At 57.8% G+C, this 20,279-nt stretch carries 16 protein-coding genes; 8 read left to right on the top strand and 8 right to left on the bottom strand.

The genetic code is table 11. From position 1 onward, the window contains the following. The first annotated feature begins 38 nt into the window (after positions 1 to 38). Positions 39 to 227, top strand: coding sequence for a hypothetical protein (locus U5A05_RS17140; protein WP_261739109.1), 189 nt, complete (start codon positions 39 to 41; stop codon positions 225 to 227). Here the strand turns inward: U5A05_RS17140 and U5A05_RS17135 are convergent. Next, positions 224 to 610, bottom strand: coding sequence for a fe2+ zn2+ uptake regulation protein (locus U5A05_RS17135; RefSeq protein WP_261739108.1), 387 nt, complete (start codon positions 608 to 610; stop codon positions 224 to 226). The two genes, U5A05_RS17140 and U5A05_RS17135, sit on opposite strands and share 4 nt — an antisense overlap. Before the next feature lie 262 nt (positions 611 to 872). Here U5A05_RS17135 and pvdQ point away from each other — a divergent pair, with 262 nt between their 5' ends. Beyond that, positions 873 to 3,176, top strand: coding sequence for a bifunctional acylase PvdQ (gene pvdQ, locus U5A05_RS17130; RefSeq protein WP_321836528.1), 2,304 nt, complete (start codon positions 873 to 875; stop codon positions 3,174 to 3,176). A 206-nt stretch (positions 3,177 to 3,382) separates the two neighbouring features. Here pvdQ and U5A05_RS17125 read toward each other — a convergent pair whose 3' ends face one another. Next, a complete protein-coding gene (locus U5A05_RS17125) occupies positions 3,383 to 4,387 on the bottom strand; it encodes a FecR family protein (protein WP_321834061.1) in 1,005 nt (334 codons plus the stop codon). A gap of 164 nt (positions 4,388 to 4,551) precedes the next feature. On the opposite strand from U5A05_RS17125, the gene U5A05_RS17120 reads away from it, so the two are divergent. Then, positions 4,552 to 4,824 (top strand): PepSY domain-containing protein, encoded by a 273-nt coding sequence (locus tag U5A05_RS17120; RefSeq protein WP_261739105.1) that lies wholly within the window; start codon positions 4,552 to 4,554, stop codon positions 4,822 to 4,824. 166 nt (positions 4,825 to 4,990) lie between these two features. Here the strand turns inward: U5A05_RS17120 and U5A05_RS17115 are convergent, their stop codons facing one another. Together U5A05_RS17115 and U5A05_RS17110 are read right to left on the bottom strand one after the other, a co-directional pair. After that, entirely contained in the window at positions 4,991 to 5,248 is a 258-nt protein-coding gene (locus tag U5A05_RS17115) for a DUF2790 domain-containing protein (protein WP_321834059.1), read from the bottom strand. Positions 5,249 to 5,537: 289 nt separating this feature from the next. Then, positions 5,538 to 5,792 (bottom strand): DUF2790 domain-containing protein, encoded by a 255-nt coding sequence (locus U5A05_RS17110; RefSeq protein WP_261739103.1) that lies wholly within the window; start codon positions 5,790 to 5,792, stop codon positions 5,538 to 5,540. A 303-nt stretch (positions 5,793 to 6,095) separates the two neighbouring features. On the opposite strand from U5A05_RS17110, the gene zapE reads away from it, so the two are divergent. Continuing rightward, positions 6,096 to 7,226, top strand: coding sequence for a cell division protein ZapE (zapE, locus tag U5A05_RS17105; RefSeq protein WP_321834056.1), 1,131 nt, complete (start codon positions 6,096 to 6,098; stop codon positions 7,224 to 7,226). An 86-nt stretch (positions 7,227 to 7,312) separates the two neighbouring features. Here the strand turns inward: zapE and dkgB are convergent, their stop codons facing one another. Beyond that, on the bottom strand, positions 7,313 to 8,116 hold the full coding sequence (gene dkgB / locus U5A05_RS17100) for a 2,5-didehydrogluconate reductase DkgB (protein ID WP_321834053.1): 804 nt from the start codon (positions 8,114 to 8,116) through the stop codon (positions 7,313 to 7,315). A gap of 190 nt (positions 8,117 to 8,306) precedes the next feature. Here dkgB and pvdP point away from each other — a divergent pair, with 190 nt between their 5' ends. Further along, positions 8,307 to 9,923 (top strand): pyoverdine maturation tyrosinase PvdP, encoded by a 1,617-nt coding sequence (pvdP, locus tag U5A05_RS17095; protein ID WP_261739100.1) that lies wholly within the window; start codon positions 8,307 to 8,309, stop codon positions 9,921 to 9,923. Positions 9,924 to 9,933: 10 nt separating this feature from the next. Here pvdP and U5A05_RS17090 read toward each other — a convergent pair whose 3' ends face one another. The 3 genes from U5A05_RS17090 to U5A05_RS17080 are packed head-to-tail and all read right to left on the bottom strand — an operon-like array spanning position 9,934 to position 14,473. After that, entirely contained in the window at positions 9,934 to 11,328 is a 1,395-nt protein-coding gene (locus U5A05_RS17090; protein WP_261739099.1) for an efflux transporter outer membrane subunit, read from the bottom strand. A 7-nt stretch (positions 11,329 to 11,335) separates the two neighbouring features. Beyond that, positions 11,336 to 13,306, bottom strand: coding sequence for a MacB family efflux pump subunit (locus tag U5A05_RS17085; RefSeq protein WP_261739098.1), 1,971 nt, complete (start codon positions 13,304 to 13,306; stop codon positions 11,336 to 11,338). Further along, positions 13,307 to 14,473, bottom strand: coding sequence for an efflux RND transporter periplasmic adaptor subunit (locus U5A05_RS17080; RefSeq protein WP_321834052.1), 1,167 nt, complete (start codon positions 14,471 to 14,473; stop codon positions 13,307 to 13,309). 311 nt (positions 14,474 to 14,784) lie between these two features. On the opposite strand from U5A05_RS17080, the gene U5A05_RS17075 reads away from it, so the two are divergent. The 3 genes from U5A05_RS17075 to mgtA all read left to right on the top strand — a co-directional run bounded on the left by U5A05_RS17075 (position 14,785) and on the right by mgtA (position 20,120). After that, positions 14,785 to 15,264, top strand: coding sequence for a sigma-70 family RNA polymerase sigma factor (locus U5A05_RS17075; protein WP_321834051.1), 480 nt, complete (start codon positions 14,785 to 14,787; stop codon positions 15,262 to 15,264). A gap of 114 nt (positions 15,265 to 15,378) precedes the next feature. Continuing rightward, positions 15,379 to 16,716 carry a lysine N(6)-hydroxylase/L-ornithine N(5)-oxygenase family protein gene (locus U5A05_RS17070; protein ID WP_261739095.1) on the top strand — a complete coding sequence of 446 codons (1,338 nt, stop codon included), beginning with the start codon at positions 15,379 to 15,381 and terminating at the stop codon, positions 16,714 to 16,716. Between the two features lie 641 nt (positions 16,717 to 17,357). After that, on the top strand, positions 17,358 to 20,120 hold the full coding sequence (gene mgtA / locus U5A05_RS17065; protein WP_321834048.1) for a magnesium-translocating P-type ATPase: 2,763 nt from the start codon (positions 17,358 to 17,360) through the stop codon (positions 20,118 to 20,120). Positions 20,121 to 20,279: the final 159 nt, after the last annotated feature.

Raw genomic sequence — 20,279 nt, 5'->3', positions numbered from 1 at the left:
CCCGGTTTGCGTTTTCAGACTTACTTCAGGAACAGGTTATGACCCCTTCGCAGCGCTTGAAATACTCGATTTTGATCTCACTGGTAGTTCTGGGGATCATGTTTGGTCTTTCGTACATGCAGAACGCCGGCATGATCAGCGAGAAAATGTTCCAGTACATCGCCATCGGCGTGGCTGTGGTCGTGGTCGTGATCAACGGTGTGATGCGCCGCAAGACCAAGATTTAAGCTTCAATCCTTCCGATCAGAACGGCTTCAGCCTGTGGATGCAGGCTGTAGCTCTTGTCGCTGTTGAGCACCACCACCCCCTCGCTGCACAAGCGCTTGAGCACCTCGCGCACACTCAGAAACGACAGTGGAATATCCAGTGCCTGCAAATGACTGTGCATGCCGCGCACTCCCAGCCGTCGATCATTCCCGGCCGCGGTCAGCAATGCGTCAATGACCTTGAGCCGTACCAGGCTGGTACGCAGCCCGAAACACTTGAGTAAGTGACGGATCCGTTCGTTGCCCTGCAAAGGAGCCAGAGCCTCCAGCAACCCCGGGTCGGGCTGGAAAGCTGTGTCGTGATGCTGGTGGCTACCATCCGTTGGTATTTGCTGGTTGTGCATGCAAAAAACTCCTTTTCAGAGCCTGATCAGGAAAAGAAAAAAAATGCTCTTGGTTAACTAGACGAATGAGCGACTTAAATCATGAACATTTGAATGTAGAAAATTTGTCGTAAATCCGTCTCGATTACGTATGCCCCCAGTAAGACCGGGGGTTTGGAACAATTATTAAATTTTTTTAACCTGCTTCGTTTTTCACTTGCCCGTGGTGGTTTTCAATCGATTGCGCCGCCCGGCTTTTTGTCGTGAAGGAGCAGCAGTGCACGTGATTATTTCCAGACCGTTAAGCAAAGTGTGCCTTGCAGGGCTGTGCCTGGGGCTGAGCGTTTCAGCCCTGGCCAGCACGCCCGCCAGCGACGTGAGCGCAGATATCCGCCGTACCACTTTTGGCGTGCCGCATATTCGTGCCGCTGATGAGCGCGGCCTGGGCTATGGCATCGGTTATGCCTATGCCCAGGACAACCTGTGTCTTTTGGCCAATGAAGTGGTCACCGTCAACGGTGAGCGCGCCAAATATTTTGGCCCCGAGGCGTTGACCCTGGAGCAGCGCGACAACCTGTCCAGCGATGTGTTTTTCACTTGGCTCAATACGCCCGAAGCGGTGTCTGCCTTTTGGCAGGCGCAAACCCCTGAAGTGCGGGATTTGATCAATGGTTATGTGGCCGGCTACAACCGCCAGCTCAGTGAGCGCGTAATACTCCCGGCACAATGTGACAATGCTTCGGTACGGCCCATCACGGCACAGGACCTGGTCAAGCTGACCCGTCGCTTACTGGTAGAGGGCGGGGCCGGTCAATTTGCCGAGGCCTTGGTAGCAGCAACGCCGCCGCGTGCCACGGCCGGTATCAAGACAACTGCCGGCAGCTTTGAAGTCGCCGCCGAGCGCATGCAACGCTTTGCCTTGGACCGCGCCAGCAACGCAGTGGCTGTAGGGGCCGAGCGCTCACAAACCGGTCGCGCCATGTTGTTGGCCAACCCGCATTTTCCATGGGTGGGCGGGATGCGTTTTTACCAGATGCAGTTGACCATTCCCGGCAAGCTCGACGTGATGGGCGCTGCGCTGCCCGGCTTGCCGATGATCAATATCGGCTTTAACCGGCACATGGCCTGGACCCACACCGTCGACACGTCAAAGCACTTCACTCTGTACCGGCTTGAGCTCGACCCGAAGGACCCGACGCGCTATCTGCTTGATGGTCAGTCGCGGGCACTCGATAAAAAAACCGTGACGGTCGACGTCAAGCAAGCCGATGGCAGCCTGCAATCTGTATCGCGGGATATCTACAGCTCAGTGTTCGGCCCGATAGTGCAGTGGCCGGGCAAGCTCGACTGGGATAATCACGTGGCCTTTAGCCTGCGCGACGCCAACCTGCAAAATGACCGCGTGTTGCAGCAGTGGTATGCGATCAATCAAGCCCCGAGCCTCGATGCCCTGCAAGCGTCCGTGAACCGGGTCCAGGGCATTCCGTGGGTTAACACCCTGGCGGTGGATGATCAGGGACAGGCGCTGTACATGAACGTCTCGGTAGTGCCCTATGTCGACGCGGCTAAACTCGCCGCCTGCAGCGATCCGCGTGCAGGCCTTGAGCTGATCCTGCTTGATGGCAGCCGCAGTGCCTGTGGCTGGACCGTTGATCCGAGTGCAGCGCAACCGGGCATCTACCCGGCAAGTCATTTGCCACAATTGCGGCGTGATGATTACGTGCAGCACTCCAACGACTCGGCCTGGATGGTCAACCCCAAGGCGCCGTTGACCGGTTTTTCACCCCTGATCAGCCAGGACAGCCAGCCGCTGGGGCCGCGTGCGCGCTTTGCCCTGCAACGCCTGAGCCAGCCGGGGGCAATCAGCGTGTCGGATCTGCAAGGCATGGTGATGGATGATCGGGTGTATCTGGCCGGGTTGGTCATGCCTGACTTGCTGCAGGCCTGTGCGAGCGCGTCGAGGAGCCTTGCACCGCTGTGTGCCAGCCTCAAGGCATGGGATCAACAGGCAGATCTCGACAGTGGCATTGGCCTGGTGCACTTTCAGCACATCATGGGGCAATTGCTTGAAGTCGCGGATGTTTGGCGCGTGCCGTTCGACCCCGCAGACCCGCAGCACACCCCGCGTGGGCTGAACCTGAGTCAGGCGCAGGTACTCAAGGCGGTGCATGAGGCGCTACTGGCCTCGGCAGCCGCAGTGGCTGAAACCGGGTTGGGCGCGGATGTCACCTGGGGCGAGATTCAGGTCGTCAGCAGTGGTGGCCAGCAAACCCCGATCCACGGTGGCCCGGCGACGTTGGGCGTGTACAACGCCATGCAAAGCGTGCCGGGTCAGGACGGAAAGCGCGAAGTGGTCAGCGGCACCAGTTACTTGCAAACCGTGACCTTCGACGAGCAGGGGCCTAAGGCGCAAGGGTTACTGGCGTTCTCGCTGTCCAGCGATCCGGCCTCCAGGTATGCCCGTGACCAGACGCAAGCGTTTTCCAGGAAACAGTGGCAACCATTGCCCTTCACGGAGGCGCAGATCAAGGCTGACCCCGAATATCAGACGGTGCAAATTCGCGGGGAGCTAAAAGGAGGTTTGTAGATACTCTATTTCAGGCCAGGCACCCTGTTCGCTCCCACGCTCGAAGTCACTCTGTAGCTGCTGTCGAGGTACGAGGCTGCGATCGGCTGCGTAGCAGTCGTAAGATCATTCAGGCTAACGAGCGCTTCGCCCTCGACGCAGCCTCGCTTCACTCCTCAGCGGCTACAGAGATACTTCAAGCGTGGGAGTGACCTGGAACAGAGTATCTACAAGTTTTGCGGTCGGGCGTTGAGCACTGGCTGGCCATCCGCATTGCGGCTCAGGTACACCGGCAACACTTTGGGCAGGGAGGTCACCAACTGGTTGATGTCGCGGGTGTTGAACACGCCACCAATGCGCAGCTTGCCAGTGGCGCTGTCTGCCACAGTCAGCGGGGTATTGAGGTAGCGGTTGATCAGGGGCAGGGCCTCTGCCAGCGACAGGTTGTCCAGTACCAGCTTGCCGGTGCGCCACGCCAGGTCCGGGGTATTGGCGTAGGTCTGGCTGATTTGCGCTGCGTAGTCGCCCGCCCTGTAGCGCGCCTGCATGCCCGGTTCCAGGCGCAAGCCATCGCCACTTAGGTTCTTGTTGCTGGTCACCAGCACCGAGCCTTCCAGCAGCGTGACCCGCACCTGATCCTCGTACATCCACACATTGAACTGGGTGCCTGTAACCCGAATTCGCCCTTCTGCGGCCTGGACCAGGAACGGGTGCGTGACATCGTGACTGACCTTGAAAAACGCCTCGCCCTTGCTCAGGGTCACCCGACGCTGATCCTTGTAGTTGCTGAAGGTCAGTTGTGTGCCCAGGTTTAGCTCGACTTGGCTGCCATCGGGCAACGTCACCGTTCTGATAGTGGTGTCAGCTGTAAAACGTTCATAGGCATTGGGCAGCCAGCCCAGTTGCCAGCCGCTGTAAGCCGCCACAGGGGCCGCAAGCAGGGTGACGGCCGCGGCCACGGCAAAGCGTGACCAAGGGCTGCGACGCTGCACGCGGGGCAGTGCAATCACCTGGGCGGTGGCGGGAGCGGGGTGGGGCAGGTGCTCGCTGACATCCCAGATGTCGAGCATCGCTTCATATTCAAATGCGTGCACGGGATCGGCCGCCAGCCACACAGCGAAAGCCTCGCGTTCCTGATCGGTGCAATCGGGCTCGTGCACGCGCATGCACCACTGAGCCGCAGCTTCGGTGATGGCATCGTATTGGGCTTCGGTGAGGCGTGTTTCACTCATTGGCTTTTCCCGGTTTTGCGTATTCTAACCCCGCACTAGAGCTAACGAGAACATGAGCCATGTCAAAAGCATATCATTTAGCTGCATGGCCGGTTTTTTCTCTGCTACGGTTGTTCCAGTCACATTGAGTACCAGATACAACATCAATTAATGGAGTTAAGACAATGTTGAAGAAAACCTTTGCTGCTGTGATCACTACTGCTGCTTTGTTGGGTGCCGGTGCAGCGATGGCTCAGCCTGATCCGAACTGGGCGTTCTCCAAAGAATTGGTTGAAGTTCTCAAGAACAAAAACGGTTACACCGTGATCAAGAAAATTGAAGCCCAGGACCCTGCTGCCGGCATTTGGAAAGCAGAGGGGATCAAGAAAGTGGATGGCCTGGAATACGAAATTGTTTTCGATTCGACTGGCAAGGTGATCTCCGAGAAGAAAGACTGATTTCGGACACCTGAAACGAATTATCTGCTGAGCGTTTCAACCCGGTCCTGATCACACGTTGTGACAGGGTCGGGTTTTTTATTGCCTGTTTCAAGCCTGGTGCCACCCATTAAAAAGCCCCCGCTATACGGAGGCTTGTTGTGAGCAGCTGGCGCAAGCGGTGGTATCAGCCGTTGCTGCAACCATTACCCATCACCCGGTATTCAAGAATATGACGCTGGCCCTGATGGTCTTCATAAGTCATTTGTGCCGGCACAATGTCGCAGACATCGGCCACCGGTGACACGCTGATAACGTTGGCAATGTCGAGGTCAGTGGCGTAAGTGTAATGTTCGACAGCGGGTTGTTGTTGCGTAACTTGAAGTTCGTCAGCAGCAGCCAGTGTTGAAAAACTGATAAGTGCAAGAGCGATCAAACGTTTCATTATGGAGACCTTAAAACAATCACGAATCACTGACTTCAATTGCCGACATGGCGGGAGAAGTTGCTGCATCAACGAGGTAAGTGATGCAGCACGAAGTACCGTGCCCTGTTTCAATGTTGCGTTGAGGGATGAACATAGAATACGCCCCACGCGTATTGATTAAAGTCAAAAGATCGCCAAGGAGTCTTTCCGGATCAGTAACAATCCTGCTGCTTAATGGTCCGCACAACAAAAGGCCCCCTCACAAGAGGGGGCCTGGGGTCGTATCCGCAGGTGCAGCCATCGAGGGCTAGTGCATGCTGCAACCGTCACCCATCACCTGATACTCGACAGTGTGGCGCTGACCCTGGGAGTCTTCATAGGTCATGGTCGCCGGCACGACTTCACACACGTTGGGGATGGTGGACAGACTGACGACGCGGGCGATATCCAGTTTTGTACCGTAGCTGTAATGTTCGACAGCTGAAGGTTGAACGGTGGAAGTTTCACCTGCAACTGCAAGTGTTGCAAAACCGGCAAGCAAGAGTGCGATTAAATTTTTCATGAACGTGGCCTCTAAAGTAATCAAGAGTTAAAGCTGACTGACTTCATTTGCCGATGAGGCGGGAAGAAGTTACGACACATGTGAAAATTGCCAGGTGCGTACGAAGTACCGTGTAACAGGGTCAAGCAATGTTTAGAACATGTGAGTAATTTTACGCTGTTTTACCAAAGGAAAAAGACCTGATGGCAAAAGGCTCTGTTACTGCTGGGGTAACAATGTGATGGCGATGCGAACTTTTTCAAGTGCCCCCCGTATCGGCTTGCTGGCATACTGGCATCTCTGTTTCAGGAGTCAGCCATCGGTATGAATGTCGAGTCCCCCCTTAATGCATATCAACAGGCCATCGAGCAGCAAGGCTTTGTCCATGATCCTGCTCAATGGCTGGCTGTACAGGCGTTGCAACGCTGTCATGAGTCATTGCACTCAGGGGCGAAGTCGGTCAATGGCGTGTATTTGTGGGGCCCGGTAGGGCGAGGTAAAACCTGGTTGATGGACCGGTTCTACCAAAGCCTGCGGGTACCGGCCCGACGCCAGCATTTTCATCACTTCATGCAATGGGTGCATCAGCGCCTGTTTCAGCTGACCGGCACAGCGGATCCACTCAAGGCGCTGGCTAAAGGCCTGGCTGAGGACGTTAGAGTGCTGTGTTTTGACGAGTTGTTCGTCAATGACATTGCCGATGCGATCATTTTGGGGCGTTTGTTCCAAGTCATGTTCGATGAAGGGGTGGTGCTGGTCTGTACCTCTAACCAGCCGCCGCAAGACCTCTATGGTCACGGCTTCAACCGCGATCGCTTCGCCCCAGGGATCAGCGCGATTCTCCAGCATATGGATGTGGTTGCGGTGGACGGTATTGAAGACCACCGGCTGCACCCCGGTATTGCTCATCAGCGCTATTGGGTGACTGAACCGGGCCGGCCGAGCGCGATTGAAGCAGTGTTCAAGGAATTGACCCAAGGCCAGACGGTGTCTGATCAGCCGATTGGGGTGGGCCATCGCTCGCTGAATGTGGTGCACGCCAGTGATGCCGTGCTGTGGTGCAATTTCCACGAGCTGTGTGAGCAGCCGCTGGCAGCCACCGAGTTCATGGACATCTGTGACCGCTATAAGGTGATGTTGCTCAGCGGAGTACCTTGCCTGAGTGCAGAGCAGCGCGAAGGTAAAATTGCCCGGGGTACGGAAGACGGGGCGGTGAAAGTCGAGGCCGGGGATCGCGAGCTGCCGCAGCTGTCCAAATACGATGACAGCGTGCGGCGTTTTATTGCGCTGATCGACGAATGTTACGACCGCAAAGTGCCGGTATGTATCGAAGCCCAGGTGCCGATGGATCAGCTCTATACCCAAGGTTACCTGGAGTTCGCCTTTCGCCGCACCTTGAGCCGCCTGCAGGAAATGCAGATGCAGCGCTTTGGCCTGCAGGGCCAACCCTTGTAGATACTCTGTTCCGGATCAAGCCCCTTGTGGGAGCGAGCCTGCTCGCTCCCACGGTTGAAGTATCTCTGTAGATACCCTGTTCCCGGTCAATCCCACTGAGGTGCAACGCTCTGCGGGTTGGTCAGGCGGTGGCCGCGATCCAGTGCGGCAATCTGCGCCATGTCATCTTCGGTCAGGGTTAACTCACACGCCTTCAAGTTGCTCTCGAGGTTGGCGCGCTTGGTCGACGACGGAATCACCGAATATCCCAATTGCATCGCCCAGGCCAGTGTCACTTGGGCCGCAGTTGCGGCATGGCGTTTGGCGATCTCGATGATCACCGGATCGTTCAGGACTTCACCGTAGGCCAGTGTCATGTACGAGGTGATATGAATACCTTGGCTCTGTGCGAACTCAACCAATTTACGGTTTTGCAGGTACGGGTGAAGTTCGATCTGATTGGTGGCGATGTGTTCGGCGCCAACAGCGGCAATCGCTTCTTTCATCAGCGCGATGGTGAAGTTCGAGACGCCAATCTGTTTGGTCAGCCCCAGCTTTTTGGCTTTAAGCAATGCGCCCATAAATTCTGCTACCGGGACTGCACTTTTCGGTGACGGCCAGTGGATCAGGGTCAGGTCCAGGTGATCGGTGCGCAATTTTTTCAGGCTGTCCTGCAAGCTCGGAATCAGTTGGTCCCCGGCAAAATGGCTGACCCAGATCTTGCTGGTGATAAACAGTTTGTCCCGCGCTACGCCACTCTCGGCAATAGCCTGGCCGACGTCAGCTTCGTTTTCATAGATCTGCGCGGTGTCGACTGCCCGATAGCCCAGATCCAGGGCGTTTTTTACCGAGTCGATTACTACTTGGCCTTTTAGACGAAAAGTACCGAGGCCGAATGCTGGAATAGTCATGGATAACTCCTTGAGGGACGTAAGAATGAGGTTGAGTATCCTCGGACTGATCCGTGGGAAAAACCTACGATCAAGCAAAGCAGTCTTGATCTCAGGTCATGAATCCAGCCAGCAGAGTTCCTAAATTTCGTCCTTGAGCAAACGTTCTAGCTTGGATAACGCCTGCATTCGGGCTGGGACAGGTAGGGCAATGACGATTTCACGACGATGGTTCATCGCTGGTTTGGCGATCACCGGCGCAGCAGCGCCAGCAGCGTTTTATGGGCATCGTGAGTTGACGCGAGTGGACGAGCCGATTACGCCCGGCGAGGCGACAGTTGACCTGGCGGATACCGCCGGGCAGCAGTTGGCCGACCAGTTGCGCGGGCTTTGGACGATTCGCTTCAACGGGCAGGATGCCGGGCTTGACGGTGTGCCTGCAGATGATCTGGAGCTATGGCTCGATATCGCGCCACGTGGCCGTGGTGTCCGCGGTTATCTTGACACGGCGGCTATTTTGCACGGCTCACAGGTGCCGCGTTATCGCATTTTGGGCGACCTGGTGGCACCGGATGCGAAGCGGATGTACTGGCGACTCACCAGCAGCGAGTCGGTTAACGGCCAGCCTGATTACGAGTTCAGTTTCAGCCTCGATGAAGTCTGGGGCGCTTACGGTAATGCCGGCAGCGGCACCCTCAGCGGGCGCGTGCAGCATCTTGCGCGGCCATTGGCCTTGCCCGAGCAGGACAACAGCTTTGTTGCCGTCAAGCGTACCTTTCCTGAAGCCCGCGAACGGATCGGCCTCAACCCGACGTTGCTGGCCTGGCTGGTGACTCCTGAGCATCGGTTGTTTCACCAGCTGTGGCATGCATCCCGCGATACCTGGCATGAGCTGTCTGAAGACAAACGCAACGCTCTGCGTGGCATTGGCTGGCAACCCGGCCAGCGCGACAGGGAGCGCGATGCCCGTGGCCCGCGCAAGGATCGTAATGGCTCTGGAGTTGATTTTTTCTTTATGCATCGACATATGTTGCGCACCGCGCGCTCGATGCAGGATTTACCGTCATGGCCAGCGCTGCCATTACCGCAGCCAGAGCTTGAGCGTGATCGTGCAGGCTTTGCTCGTTACTTTGATAACCACGATGGCAGCGCCTTGCCGCCGACCTGGCTGGCGGAGGGTGATGAGGTCTATACGCAGTGGTTGAGTGATATCAAACAGCCGGAAACCTTTCACAGCAACTTCGAGGTCTGGGAGTCACGCTACCGTGACCCGCGCTATTTATCGTCGCTGACTTTGGGGCAGTTTGGTTCCGAGGTTGAGCTAGGTTTGCATGACTGGCTGCACATGCGCTGGGCCTCTGTACCGAGGGATCCGTCCAACGGCGCCCCGGTGCCGATGGCCCGTGATCCGGCGGATTTTGCCGGGCGCTGGTATGTGCCCGAAAACGACTTTTTGGGTGATCCGTTTTCCTCCCATGTAAATCCGGTGTTCTGGAGTTTTCATGGCTGGATCGATGATCGTCTCGAGGATTGGTACCGTGCCCATGAGCGCTTCCACCCTGGGGAGCTGACACGTCGGCAAGTCAATGGCGTGCCGTGGTTTGCGCCGGGGCGCTGGGTGGAAGTGGATGACCCGTGGCTGGGCCCGCTCACCCACGGCTGTAGCACAACACCGGGGTTGGCCACGGGTAAAACCGTGGAGATGGACCCCGAAACCATGAAACTGGCGCTGCGCATTACCTTTGGCGATGAGAAGAGCATTACCGGGTTGCTGCGGCGCATCCCGCGGCGACCGTGGTATGCGCGGCACCTGCTGGTCAAGACCTGAAGCAGGCGGGTTACTGCACCCGCCAACCTCCACCCAATGCCTTGTACAGCGCAACACTCGCCTGCAGCCGGGCCATGCGCAGTTGCACGCTCTGGTCCTGGGCCTGGTACAGCGTGCTTTGTGTTTGCAGAACCGTCAGCAGCCCTTCGGCCCCGGCGGTGTAGCGACTTTGGGCAATGTCAAAGGCCCGCTGCGCCTGCTTGAGTTCCTCGTCCTGCCATTGACGTTGCTGGTCCAGACCGCTGGCGCTGTTGAGGGCTTTTTCGACATCGGCAAAGGCGCTGATGATGCTGCCCCGATAGGCTTGCAGCAACTCTTGTTGACGTGCTGTGGCTTTATCGCGTTCGGCACTTAGACGGCCATTGTTAAAGATCGGCGCTGCGAGCCCTGCAGTGAGGGTGTAGAACGGGCTGCGCAGGATATTGCTGAAACGGTCAGCGCCAGAGCCCAGGCTGGCGCTCAGGGTCAGGCTGGGCAGCATGGCGGCGCGGGCCACGGTGATATCGGCCCGGGCGGCGATCAGTTTGGCTTCGGCGCTGGCGATGTCCGGGCGTCGGCCGAGCAGCTCGCTGGGCAGTCCGCTGCCTGTCGATGGCCAATGCAGCCGGGCGAAAGTGGTGTCGCCCAGTGCCAGGTTTTGTACGGGCTGACCAAGCAGGACGGCGAGGGTGATCCGTGCTTCCTGGGCCTGTTGCCCAGCCAGTGGCACTTGCCGTTGTTGGCTGGCAACCAGACTCTTTTGTTGGGCCAGTTCCAGGGCTGTGGCCGAGCCCGCGTCATAGCGAGTTTGCACGACGTGCAACACACTTTGCGCATTGGCCAGATTGAGTCGGGCAATGCGCAGTTGTTCATCAAGTGCCAGGGTTTGCACATAACTGCTGGCGACGCCGCTGAGCAAGGTCAGCTCGACCGTCGCGCGATCAAACTCGCTGGCCTTGAGCGCTTGTAGCGCACTGTCCTGAGCTGCCGCTTTGCCGCCCCAGAAGTCCACTTCATAGCTGGCGCTCAGGCTGGCGTCGAAATAGTCCACGGCCTTGTTGTCATCGCTGGCATCCAGTTGACTGTAGCCTTTGCCGCGCAGCAGTTTTTGACGATTGGCATTGGTGCCGAATTTTACTTCGGGCAATAACGGTGCCCCGGCAATCACGGCAGATGCCTGGGCTTGCCGGACTCGGGCCATGGCGCCCGCCAGATCGTAGCTGCCAGCCCGCGCCTGGCTGATCAGGCGGCCCAGTTCGGGGCTACCAAACTGTTCCCACCATTGCTGGCTGACCTGCTGGCTGGCTGGTGCATGTGCCGACTGCCAGGAGGGTGGTGGAACCACGTCGTTATTGTCGTCAGGGGTGGAGTGGCTGCAAGCGCCCAGCAGCAGGCACAGGCTCAACAAGCTCAAGGTCGGCTTCATCAATTGCTCATTCACTGGTAAGGGCCGTGACCGGGTCTAGCCGGGCAGCCTTGCGGGCTGGCATAAAGCCGAAAATGACGCCGGTCACCAATGCGCAGCCAAAGGCGCCGAGCACTGCGACCAGCGAGAACGCCACCGCCACATCGCAGAGCAACAATACGCCACCGACGATAAAGGCCAGGGTGATGCCGGCCACGCCGCCGACCACCGAGAGCATCAGTGCTTCGGTCAAAAACTGGCGCAGGATGTCGCGCTGGCGGGCGCCGGTGGCCATGCGAATGCCGATCTCGCGGGTACGCTCGCGCACGGTCATCAGCATGATGTTCATCACCCCGATACCGCCCACCAGCAGCGAGATGGCGGCGATCGAACCGAGCATCAACGACAGGGTGTTGCGGGTTTTGGCTTCGGCCTGAATCATCGCCGCGTTGTTGGTGATTTCGAAATCGCGTTTGCCGTGGTGCAGCCTGAGCATCAGTTGCTCGATGGCCTTTTCGGTCTGGTTGACCTTGCTCGCATCGGCGGCGGCGATCACCACATATTCCGGATTGTGGGTGCCGAACAGGCGCACGCTGGCCGCAGAGTAAGGCACCACGATGCGCGTATCGCTGTCCGAGTCGCCGGAGCTGGCGCCTTTTTCGGCAAGCACCCCGACCACGCGAAACGGTACGTTTTCCAGCAGGATGTACTGGCCAATCGGGTTGGGCACATCCTTGAGCACTTTATCGCGGACCTTTTTGCCTATCACCGCCACGGCGGCAGCCGCGTCTTCATCGGCCTGGCTGAAGAAGCTGCCTTGCACTACCGGCCAGTTGAAGATCGCCGAAAAATCAATACCGTTGCCGCCGGTGTACAGGGTGTGATCGACATTGCCATAGCGCACGCCAATCTCGGCGCCATTGATCGGCATGATCATTTTTACTTGCGGCAAGGTCGAGAGGGCGGCTACGTCATTGAGGGTCACGATGCCCAGTGGCGCTCTGGGCCTTGGCGACATGCCGCTGAGGTAAATGATGTTGGAGCCAAAGGCGCCCATTTCCGCCATCACCTGGCGTTTGCTGCCTTCGCCGACGGCCAGCATCACCACCACCGAGGCCACGCCGATGACAATGCCGAGCAGGGTCAAGGCGGTGCGAAAACGGTTGATCCACATGACTCGCCAGGCGGCGTGAACCGCATCGACCAGTTCGCCTTTCCAGGCTCCCCGGGCCTCGCTGCCTTCGCTCAGGCGCTTGCGCAGATCAATGGCCTGCAAGGCCTGGGGGTTGTCGGTCGCGGGCAGGTGCGTGCCGTTGCTACTGTCGCTGATAACTTCGCCATCGCGCACTTCGATGATCCGGTTGGCCCGTGCTGCGACTTCGCGGTCATGGGTAATCAGGATAACCACATGGCCTTGGCTCGCCAGTTCGTCAAGCAGGGCCATGACCTCGGCGCCGCTGTGGCTGTCGAGAGCCCCGGTGGGTTCGTCGGCGAGGATGATATGCCCGCCGTTCATCAGGGCGCGGGCGATCGACACCCGTTGTTGCTGACCACCGGACAGTTGGTGCGGACGGTTGGCGGTGCGTTCGGCCAAACCCAGGCGGTCGAGCAGGGCGGCTGCACGGGCGTGACGCTCGGCGGCCGGGGTACCAGCATAGATGGCCGGCATTTCGACGTTTTCCTGGGCCGACGCCGAGGGGATCAAATGGTAGCCCTGGAACACAAAGCCAAAGGCTTCGCGGCGCAACCAGGCCAGCTCGTCACTGTCGAGCCGGGCGACGTCTTCACCGGCAAACAGGTAGCGCCCGGAGGTTGGGCGGTCGAGGCAGCCGAGGATGTTCATCAGGGTCGACTTGCCCGAGCCCGAGGCGCCGACGATGGCGACGAACTCCCCGGCATGGATCGACAGACTGATGCCTTTAAGCACGTGAACTTCAGGCGTGTCGATGCCGCCGTAGACCTTGCGGATATCCTGCAGGTCGATCAAGGGAGTGGGCATTCAGCCTCCGTTGCCGGTAGCGGGGCCGACCAGCAGGTGATCGCCCTCATCCAGACCTTCGAGGATTTCTACGCGCAAACGGTCGCTGATGCCGGTACGGATTTCGCGAGGCTCGACCTTGCCGTTCTTGCTCACGATATGGGCGGTCTGGCGGTCCCCCTCGGTAGTGCCCTGCAACGCGATGATTGGCGCGAGCAATACATCCCGAGCCTGATTGGCGACAAAAAACACCTGGGTGGTCATTTCGGGCATCAGTGCCTGATCGTTGTTGTCGACATCCAGCAGCACGGTATAGAGCACCACGCGGGCGCTGCCGCTTTTGCTTGCGGGGCTGCCGCCGCCCTGGCTGCTTTCGTTGAGGGGTTTGGGCGGTACGGGCAGGACCTGGCGCACGGTGCTGTTCCAGCGCCGGTTGCCGCCGCTCAAGGTGGTGAAGTAGGCCTGCATGCCGGTTTTTACATGGCCGATATCGGCTTCCGAGACTTCAGCCCAGACCGTCATCGGCGAGAGCTTGGCGATGCGCAGGATCAGCGGTGTTTGCTGTTGGGCATTGAGGGTCTGGCCTTCGCGGGCATCCAGTGCCACCACGGTGCCGGACATGGGCGCAAAGATGCGGGTGTAGCCCAGTTCGGCTTCATCACTGCGCAAACTGGCCTGGGCCTGACGGATCTGCGCCGCAAACATGTCGGTCCGCGCCTGGGTGGTGCGGACTTCAGCCTGTGCCGCCTGAACATCTTCTTCGCGGGTGGCGCCGCCTTTTGCGAGGTGTTGCTGGCGCTGCAACTTCTGTTTTGCCAGATCGTGCAGGGCGCGTTGTTCTTGCAGTTGAGCCTTGAGGTTTTCGATGGCAAAGCGGCTGGCATCGAGTTTGGCGGTTTGGGTGGACGGGTCGATTTCGACCAGAAGCTGGCCTTCCTTGACTTCAGCGCCGACGTCGACGTGGATCTTGTGGATTTGCCCTGAGGCCTGTGCACCCACATCGACATATTGCCGGGGTTGCAGGGTGCCGAGTGCGGTCACGCTGCTTTCAATATCGCCCCGGGTTACGGGCACGGTGTCATAGGCATCGCGGCCCGGCGTCAGGAAAGGCCAGGCTGCCAAGGCGGCGCCGAGTAATAAACACAGGGTGATCAGCAGCGCACGTCGGGTCTGTCGAGGGCGTTTCATGCAGGGTTCCGGCCAATGGAAGTCGGCCCGTCGTCATGCCATTGGGCCCAAATGCCCAGAGCAAACGCTGTCGCGAGGACGACAGACACGGGGAGCTGTTGAGTAAACGAATGATTTGGCGAGGGATTTAGCTGTTTGTTTATAGGGTTGTTGCTAAATAATTCGACGAGGGTAGTGGCCTTGGGGTTTAAATCTATATGAGAATTACTATAAATTACATCTGTAAAAGTGCCATCATCATGCCGCTATTTCATTAGATCTGTTTCTGCGCTCACGGAGTGTTGCCGCTGCTGTCGCGGCCAGGAGTCCTGTTGGAAAACTACTATCGCGAACTGGTGGGCTTTTTGAGTGCCAGATTGGGTAATGCCCAGGCGGCCGAAGATGTGGTGCATGACGCATATGTGCGCGTGCTGGAGCGTTCCAGTGATGAGCCGATTGCTCAACCTCGCGCATTTTTGTACCGCACGGCGCTCAATCTGGTGATCGACGGTCATAGGCGCAACACGTTGCGCCAGGCCGAGCCGCTGGAAGTGCTGGATAGCGAAGAGCTTTTTTACAGCCCCTCGCCGCAGGTGCTGATGGATCATGGTCAGCGCCTGGACATGCTCCAGCGGGCGTTGTCCGAGTTGCCAGCGGCATGTCGCGAGTGTTTTTTGCTGCGCAAACTCGATGGCTTGTCTCACCTGGAAATTGCCGACCGTCTGGGGGTATCCCGCAGCATGGTCGAGAAGCACATCGTTAACGCAATGAAGCACTGCCGGATTCGTATCCGGCAGTGGGACAATGCCTAAATTTCATTTCTGTGTTCTCGTTCCTACTCAACAGACGATCTGCTGCCCTGCCACTGGGCAGTCGGTCACGGGCTTTTTTCCCTCTGTTGAGGGGTAATCCAGAGGACACTGAAAATGACACAGGCAATCGCTGCGGGCGTTGTGCATGATCTGATCGGCATCGGTTTCGGACCTTCCAATCTGGCTCTGGCCATCGCCCTGGAAGAACGCGGGCAGGTTCAAGGCCCCCTGAATGCGTTGTTTTTAGACAAACAGGCTGACTATCGCTGGCACGGCAACACCCTGGTCACTCAGAGTGAGCTGCAGATTTCGTTCCTCAAGGATCTGGTCACGCTGCGCAATCCCACCAGTGCGTATTCCTTCGTCAATTACCTCAAGGCCCACGGTCGTCTGGTGGATTTCATCAACCTGGGGACCTTTTATCCATGTCGTATGGAGTTCAACGACTACCTGCGCTGGGTGGCGTCGCACTTTGAGGCGCAAAGCCGTTATGGCGAAGAAGTGCTGAGCATCGAGCCGGTACTGCATCAACAGCAGGTCGAAGCCCTGCGAGTGATTTCCCGCGATTCTCACGGCTTGCAACACGCTCGTACTACGCGCTCTGTGGTAGTGAGTGCCGGGGGAACGCCGAATATTCCGACGGTTTTCAAAGCGCTCAAGGATGACCCGCGGGTTTTCCATCATTCCCAGTACCTGGCGCGCATGGCCAAACAGCCATGTGTCAGCGGCAAGCCGATGCGCATCGCAATTATTGGCGGTGGTCAGAGTGCGGCTGAAGCGTTTATCGACTTGAACGACAGTTATCCATCGGCTCAGGTGGACTTGATTCTGCGTGGTTCGGCACTTAAACCTGCGGATGACAGTCCGTTCGTCAACGAGGTGTTTTCGCCACAGTTCACCGATCTGGTGTTTGCCCAAAACACCGCCGAGCGCGAGCGTCTGATTGTCGAGTATCAGAGCACCAACTATTCGGTGGTGGACATCGATCTGATTGAGCGCATCTACGCGATCTTCTATCGGCAGAAAGTCTCGGGCATTGCCCGTCATGTTTTCCGTAGCCTGACCAGCATTGAAAACGCCACGGCAGACGGGCAGGGCATCAAGTTGGCGCTGCGCAACACCGCCAATGGCGAGATGCTGGAGCAACACTACGATGCAGTCATTCTGGCCACCGGTTACGAGCGGCAGATGCACCGTCACCTGCTGGCACCACTGGCTGAATACCTGGGCGACTTCGAAGTAGGCCGGGACTACCGGATAGTCACAGATGAACGCTGCAAGGCGGGGATTTACATGCAAGGTTTCTGTCAGGCCAGCCACGGCCTGAGTGACACCTTGTTGTCGGTTTTACCGATTCGGGCAGATGAGATTTCGGCGTCCCTGTATGCCCATGACAAGCGCAACAGCCAGCATCCAGCGGTGACTGAGCCTATGTTGGCCAGCGCGAGCTGAGACGCCATATCCCGCGCGGATGTCAGGCTTTATGACATTCGCGTGGTGAAACTGAACTCTTCCTGAAGAAGTTTCTGATTCATAAAGCGGAAGCCTTCCTACGGTTTACTCTCTAAAACGTCGGGCGTAAGCTGCCCGCGTTTTGATCAATAGCGCAGAGACCAAGTGGATAGCAGTTTGAGCGACAGTAGTTGGCCGGGTTCTAAGACCGGCATATTTTCGGCAAGCTAGCGCGCAGAATCCCCTGCCGCTTCTTGCTTGATAGCGAGAGGTGGCGTCTTGCCCGGGGCTGTTGTGACCCGAGCCCGCAAGCCCTCTTTCCGACACTGAAACGTGTGTGATTAACGCCCTTGGCGCATCGCAACGCGTTGTATGCGCGTGCCTTTTGGCTCATGCGCACGCTTGGCTGTACCTGCTTGTCCGCTTCGTTGACCGCCAGGGGAATCGTTATGGGCAACTTCTTTAGACTCGTTCGCCGCCGCCAGCATCGGCCCGCGCTACCGGGCAGTTTGCGATTGTTTGAATAACCGCGAGCCCCAAGCTCGCTCACGAGATTAAAACCATGAAAGACGGTTCCAGATTAAGGCCGGCTGTGTAGTCACTCTGCTTGGGGTGAGCGCAGGCGGCGCAGGAGTAGCACCATGAAACTCGCCCTGAAAGAATTTTTCGCAGGCTTTTTGCGCACCCGCCATATTGGCCGGCACTTCCGCCGCCTGGCTTTGCTCGACAGCCTGACCAACACCACGGTCAGCCGCGAAGTACCACCGACCCTGGCGCAAACTCTGGTGGCGGCCGCCAATACTGACAGCGCCGTTTTGATCGACAACCTGGGCACCCACACCGACGGTCTGAGTGAGGCCGAGGTTGAGGTGCAGCGTCAGCAATACGGGCTCAATGAAGTTGAACACGAGCAGCCGCTGAGCCGTTGGGTACATTTGTGGCACTGCTACAAAAACCCGTTCAACCTGCTGCTGACCTTGCTCGCAGCTGTATCTCTGGCCACCGATGACATTCAAGCCGCCGTGGTGATTGGCACGATGGTGGTGTTATCGACGTTGCTGCGGTTTTGGCAAGAGGCCAAATCCAACAAGGCGGCTGATGCCCTCAAGGAAATGGTCAGTAACACCGCGACGGTGATGCGTCGCGATTTCAGTGCTGACGCATCGCCGATGTTTGGCAAGTTCTATGGCGCGGCACAGAAAATCAGGGGCGCGCAGCGTATTGAGCTGGCAATCAAACAGTTGGTGCCGGGTGATCTGATCGTGTTGTCGGCGGGAGACATGATTCCGGCAGACTGTCGGGTACTGAGCGCCAAGGATTTGTTCGTCAGCCAAGCGGCGATGACGGGCGAATCGATGCCGGTCGAGAAGTTTGCGCGTCAGTTTGATAGCCAGACCAGTAACCCGCTGGAACTGGACAATATTCTGTTCATGGGCACCAACGTGGTCTCCGGCGCGGCCACGGCGGTGGTACTGACCACGGGCAACAACACCTACTTCGGGGCACTGGCACAGCGGGTTGGCGCGACCGATCGCGGTCCGACTTCGTTTCAGACCGGGGTCAACAAAGTTAGCTGGTTGCTGATCCGCTTTATGTTTGTGATGGCGCCACTGGTGCTGTTCATCAATGGTTTCACCAAGGGCGACTGGACGGAAGCCTTGCTGTTCGCACTGTCTGTCGCGGTGGGCCTGACCCCGGAAATGCTGCCGATGATCGTGACCTCGACCCTGGCCAAAGGCGCAGTGTTCCTGTCACGCAAAAAAGTCATCGTCAAACGTCTTGATGCGATCCAGAACTTTGGCGCGATGGATGTGCTGTGTACCGACAAAACGGGCACGCTGACCCAGGACAAGATTTTCCTGGCCAGGCATGTGGATGTCTGGGGGCAAGAGTCCGACGACGTGCTGGAAATGGCCTACCTCAACAGCTACTACCAGACCGGGCTGAAAAACCTGCTGGACGTGGCGGTGTTGGAGCATGTCGAGGTTCACCGCGAATTGAACGTGGGTACGGCCTTCAACAAGGTCGATGAAATCCCGTTCGACTTTACCCGTCGCCGCATGTCCGTAGTGGTGGCCGAGCAGGACCAGCCACATTTGCTGATCTGCAAGGGTGCTGTCGAAGAAGTGCTTTCGGTGTGCAAAACCGTGCGTCATGGTGAGCGTGAAGAAGCCCTGAGCGACGAACTGCTGGCGCGTATTCGCCAGGTTACCGCGGCCTTCAACGAAGAAGGCTTGCGCGTAGTGGCAGTGGCTGCGCGGCCGATGACGGAAGGGCGCGAGACATACAGCCTGAGCGATGAGCAGGAACTGACGCTGATTGGTTATGTAGCGTTTCTGGATCCGCCCAAAGAGAGCACCGCGCCTGCGCTTAAAGCGTTGGCAGAGCATGGGGTTGCGGTAAAAGTTCTGACGGGCGACAACGAACTGGTTACGGCCAAGATCTGCCGTGAAGTGGGCCTGGAGCAGCAAGGCTTGCTGATGGGCAATGACATTGAGCGCATGAGCGATGCCGAACTGGCGGTAGCGGTTGAAACCACCAACGTATTTGCCAGGCTGACACCGACGCACAAGGAACGCATTGTGCGTTTGCTCAAGGCTAACGGGCATGTGGTTGGCTTTATGGGAGACGGGATCAATGATGCGCCTGCGCTGCGCACGGCTGATATCGGGATTTCGGTGGACAGCGCGGTGGATATTGCCAAGGAAGCGGCAGATATCATCTTGCTGGAGAAAAGCCTGATGGTGCTGGAGGAGGGTGTGCTGGAAGGGCGTCGGACCTTTGCCAACATGCTCAAGTACATCAAAATGACCGCCAGCTCGAACTTCGGCAATGTGTTTTCGGTATTGGTGGCCAGTGCGTTTATTCCGTTTTTGCCAATGTTGCCGATGCATCTGCTGGTTCAGAACCTGCTGTATGACGTGTCACAAATCGCCATCCCTTTCGATAACGTTGATGAGGAAATGCTGAAAAAGCCGCAGCGCTGGCAGCCTGCGGACGTAGGGCGTTTCATGTTGTTCTTTGGGCCGATCAGCTCGATTTTCGACATTCTGACCTTTGGCCTGATGTGGTATGTGTTTAAAGCCAATACCCCTGAACACCAAACCCTTTTCCAGTCGGGCTGGTTCGTGGTTGGGCTGCTGACTCAAACCCTGATTGTGCACATGATCCGCACACCGAAAATCCCGTTCCTGCAAAGCCGTGCGGCAATGCCGTTGATGGTCATGACGGGGGTGATCATGGCTGTGGGCATCTTCCTGCCAATGGGGCCGTTGGCCGCTTACTTCAAATTACAGGCCTTGCCACCGCTGTACTTTGTGTTCTTGCCCATGATCCTGCTGGCGTACATGGTACTGACCCAGGCCGTGAAAGGATTCTACATTCGCAAGTTCGGCTGGCAATGAGGCCTGCCCCGGCCATCTGAGTGGCGAGGGTTACGGTCTTTTGAGATTGGCGTTTGCATGAGCAGTGAATTTCCGGCTCGGCAGCTCAAAAGGCCAAAACCCTTGGCAGCTTTAAGTAGCGAATATAAGAAAAATCTTACAGATAAGATGGTGAATTCC

Origin of the sequence: Pseudomonas kulmbachensis (assembly GCF_963681935.1) — a bacterium.
GTDB lineage: Bacteria > Pseudomonadota > Gammaproteobacteria > Pseudomonadales > Pseudomonadaceae > Aquipseudomonas > Aquipseudomonas kulmbachensis.
This window is presented reverse-complemented; position numbering and strand designations above follow the sequence as displayed.

What these genes read in the sequence shown, in the direction of transcription:
- U5A05_RS17140 (WP_261739109.1), top strand. Translation starts at nt 39, where the DNA reads ATGACCCCTTCGCAGCGCTTGAAATACTCGATTTTGATCTCACTGGTA.
- U5A05_RS17135 (WP_261739108.1), bottom strand. Translation starts at nt 610, where the DNA reads ATGCACAACCAGCAAATACCAACGGATGGTAGCCACCAGCATCACGAC.
- U5A05_RS17125 (WP_321834061.1), bottom strand. Translation starts at nt 4,387, where the DNA reads ATGAGTGAAACACGCCTCACCGAAGCCCAATACGATGCCATCACCGAA.
- U5A05_RS17120 (WP_261739105.1), top strand. Translation starts at nt 4,552, where the DNA reads ATGTTGAAGAAAACCTTTGCTGCTGTGATCACTACTGCTGCTTTGTTG.
- U5A05_RS17115 (WP_321834059.1), bottom strand. Translation starts at nt 5,248, where the DNA reads ATGAAACGTTTGATCGCTCTTGCACTTATCAGTTTTTCAACACTGGCT.
- U5A05_RS17110 (WP_261739103.1), bottom strand. Translation starts at nt 5,792, where the DNA reads ATGAAAAATTTAATCGCACTCTTGCTTGCCGGTTTTGCAACACTTGCA.
- zapE (WP_321834056.1), top strand. Translation starts at nt 6,096, where the DNA reads ATGAATGTCGAGTCCCCCCTTAATGCATATCAACAGGCCATCGAGCAG.
- dkgB (WP_321834053.1), bottom strand. Translation starts at nt 8,116, where the DNA reads ATGACTATTCCAGCATTCGGCCTCGGTACTTTTCGTCTAAAAGGCCAA.
- pvdP (WP_261739100.1), top strand. Translation starts at nt 8,307, where the DNA reads ATGACGATTTCACGACGATGGTTCATCGCTGGTTTGGCGATCACCGGC.
- U5A05_RS17090 (WP_261739099.1), bottom strand. Translation starts at nt 11,328, where the DNA reads ATGAAGCCGACCTTGAGCTTGTTGAGCCTGTGCCTGCTGCTGGGCGCT.
- U5A05_RS17085 (WP_261739098.1), bottom strand. Translation starts at nt 13,306, where the DNA reads ATGCCCACTCCCTTGATCGACCTGCAGGATATCCGCAAGGTCTACGGC.
- U5A05_RS17080 (WP_321834052.1), bottom strand. Translation starts at nt 14,473, where the DNA reads ATGAAACGCCCTCGACAGACCCGACGTGCGCTGCTGATCACCCTGTGT.
- U5A05_RS17070 (WP_261739095.1), top strand. Translation starts at nt 15,379, where the DNA reads ATGACACAGGCAATCGCTGCGGGCGTTGTGCATGATCTGATCGGCATC.
- mgtA (WP_321834048.1), top strand. Translation starts at nt 17,358, where the DNA reads ATGAAACTCGCCCTGAAAGAATTTTTCGCAGGCTTTTTGCGCACCCGC.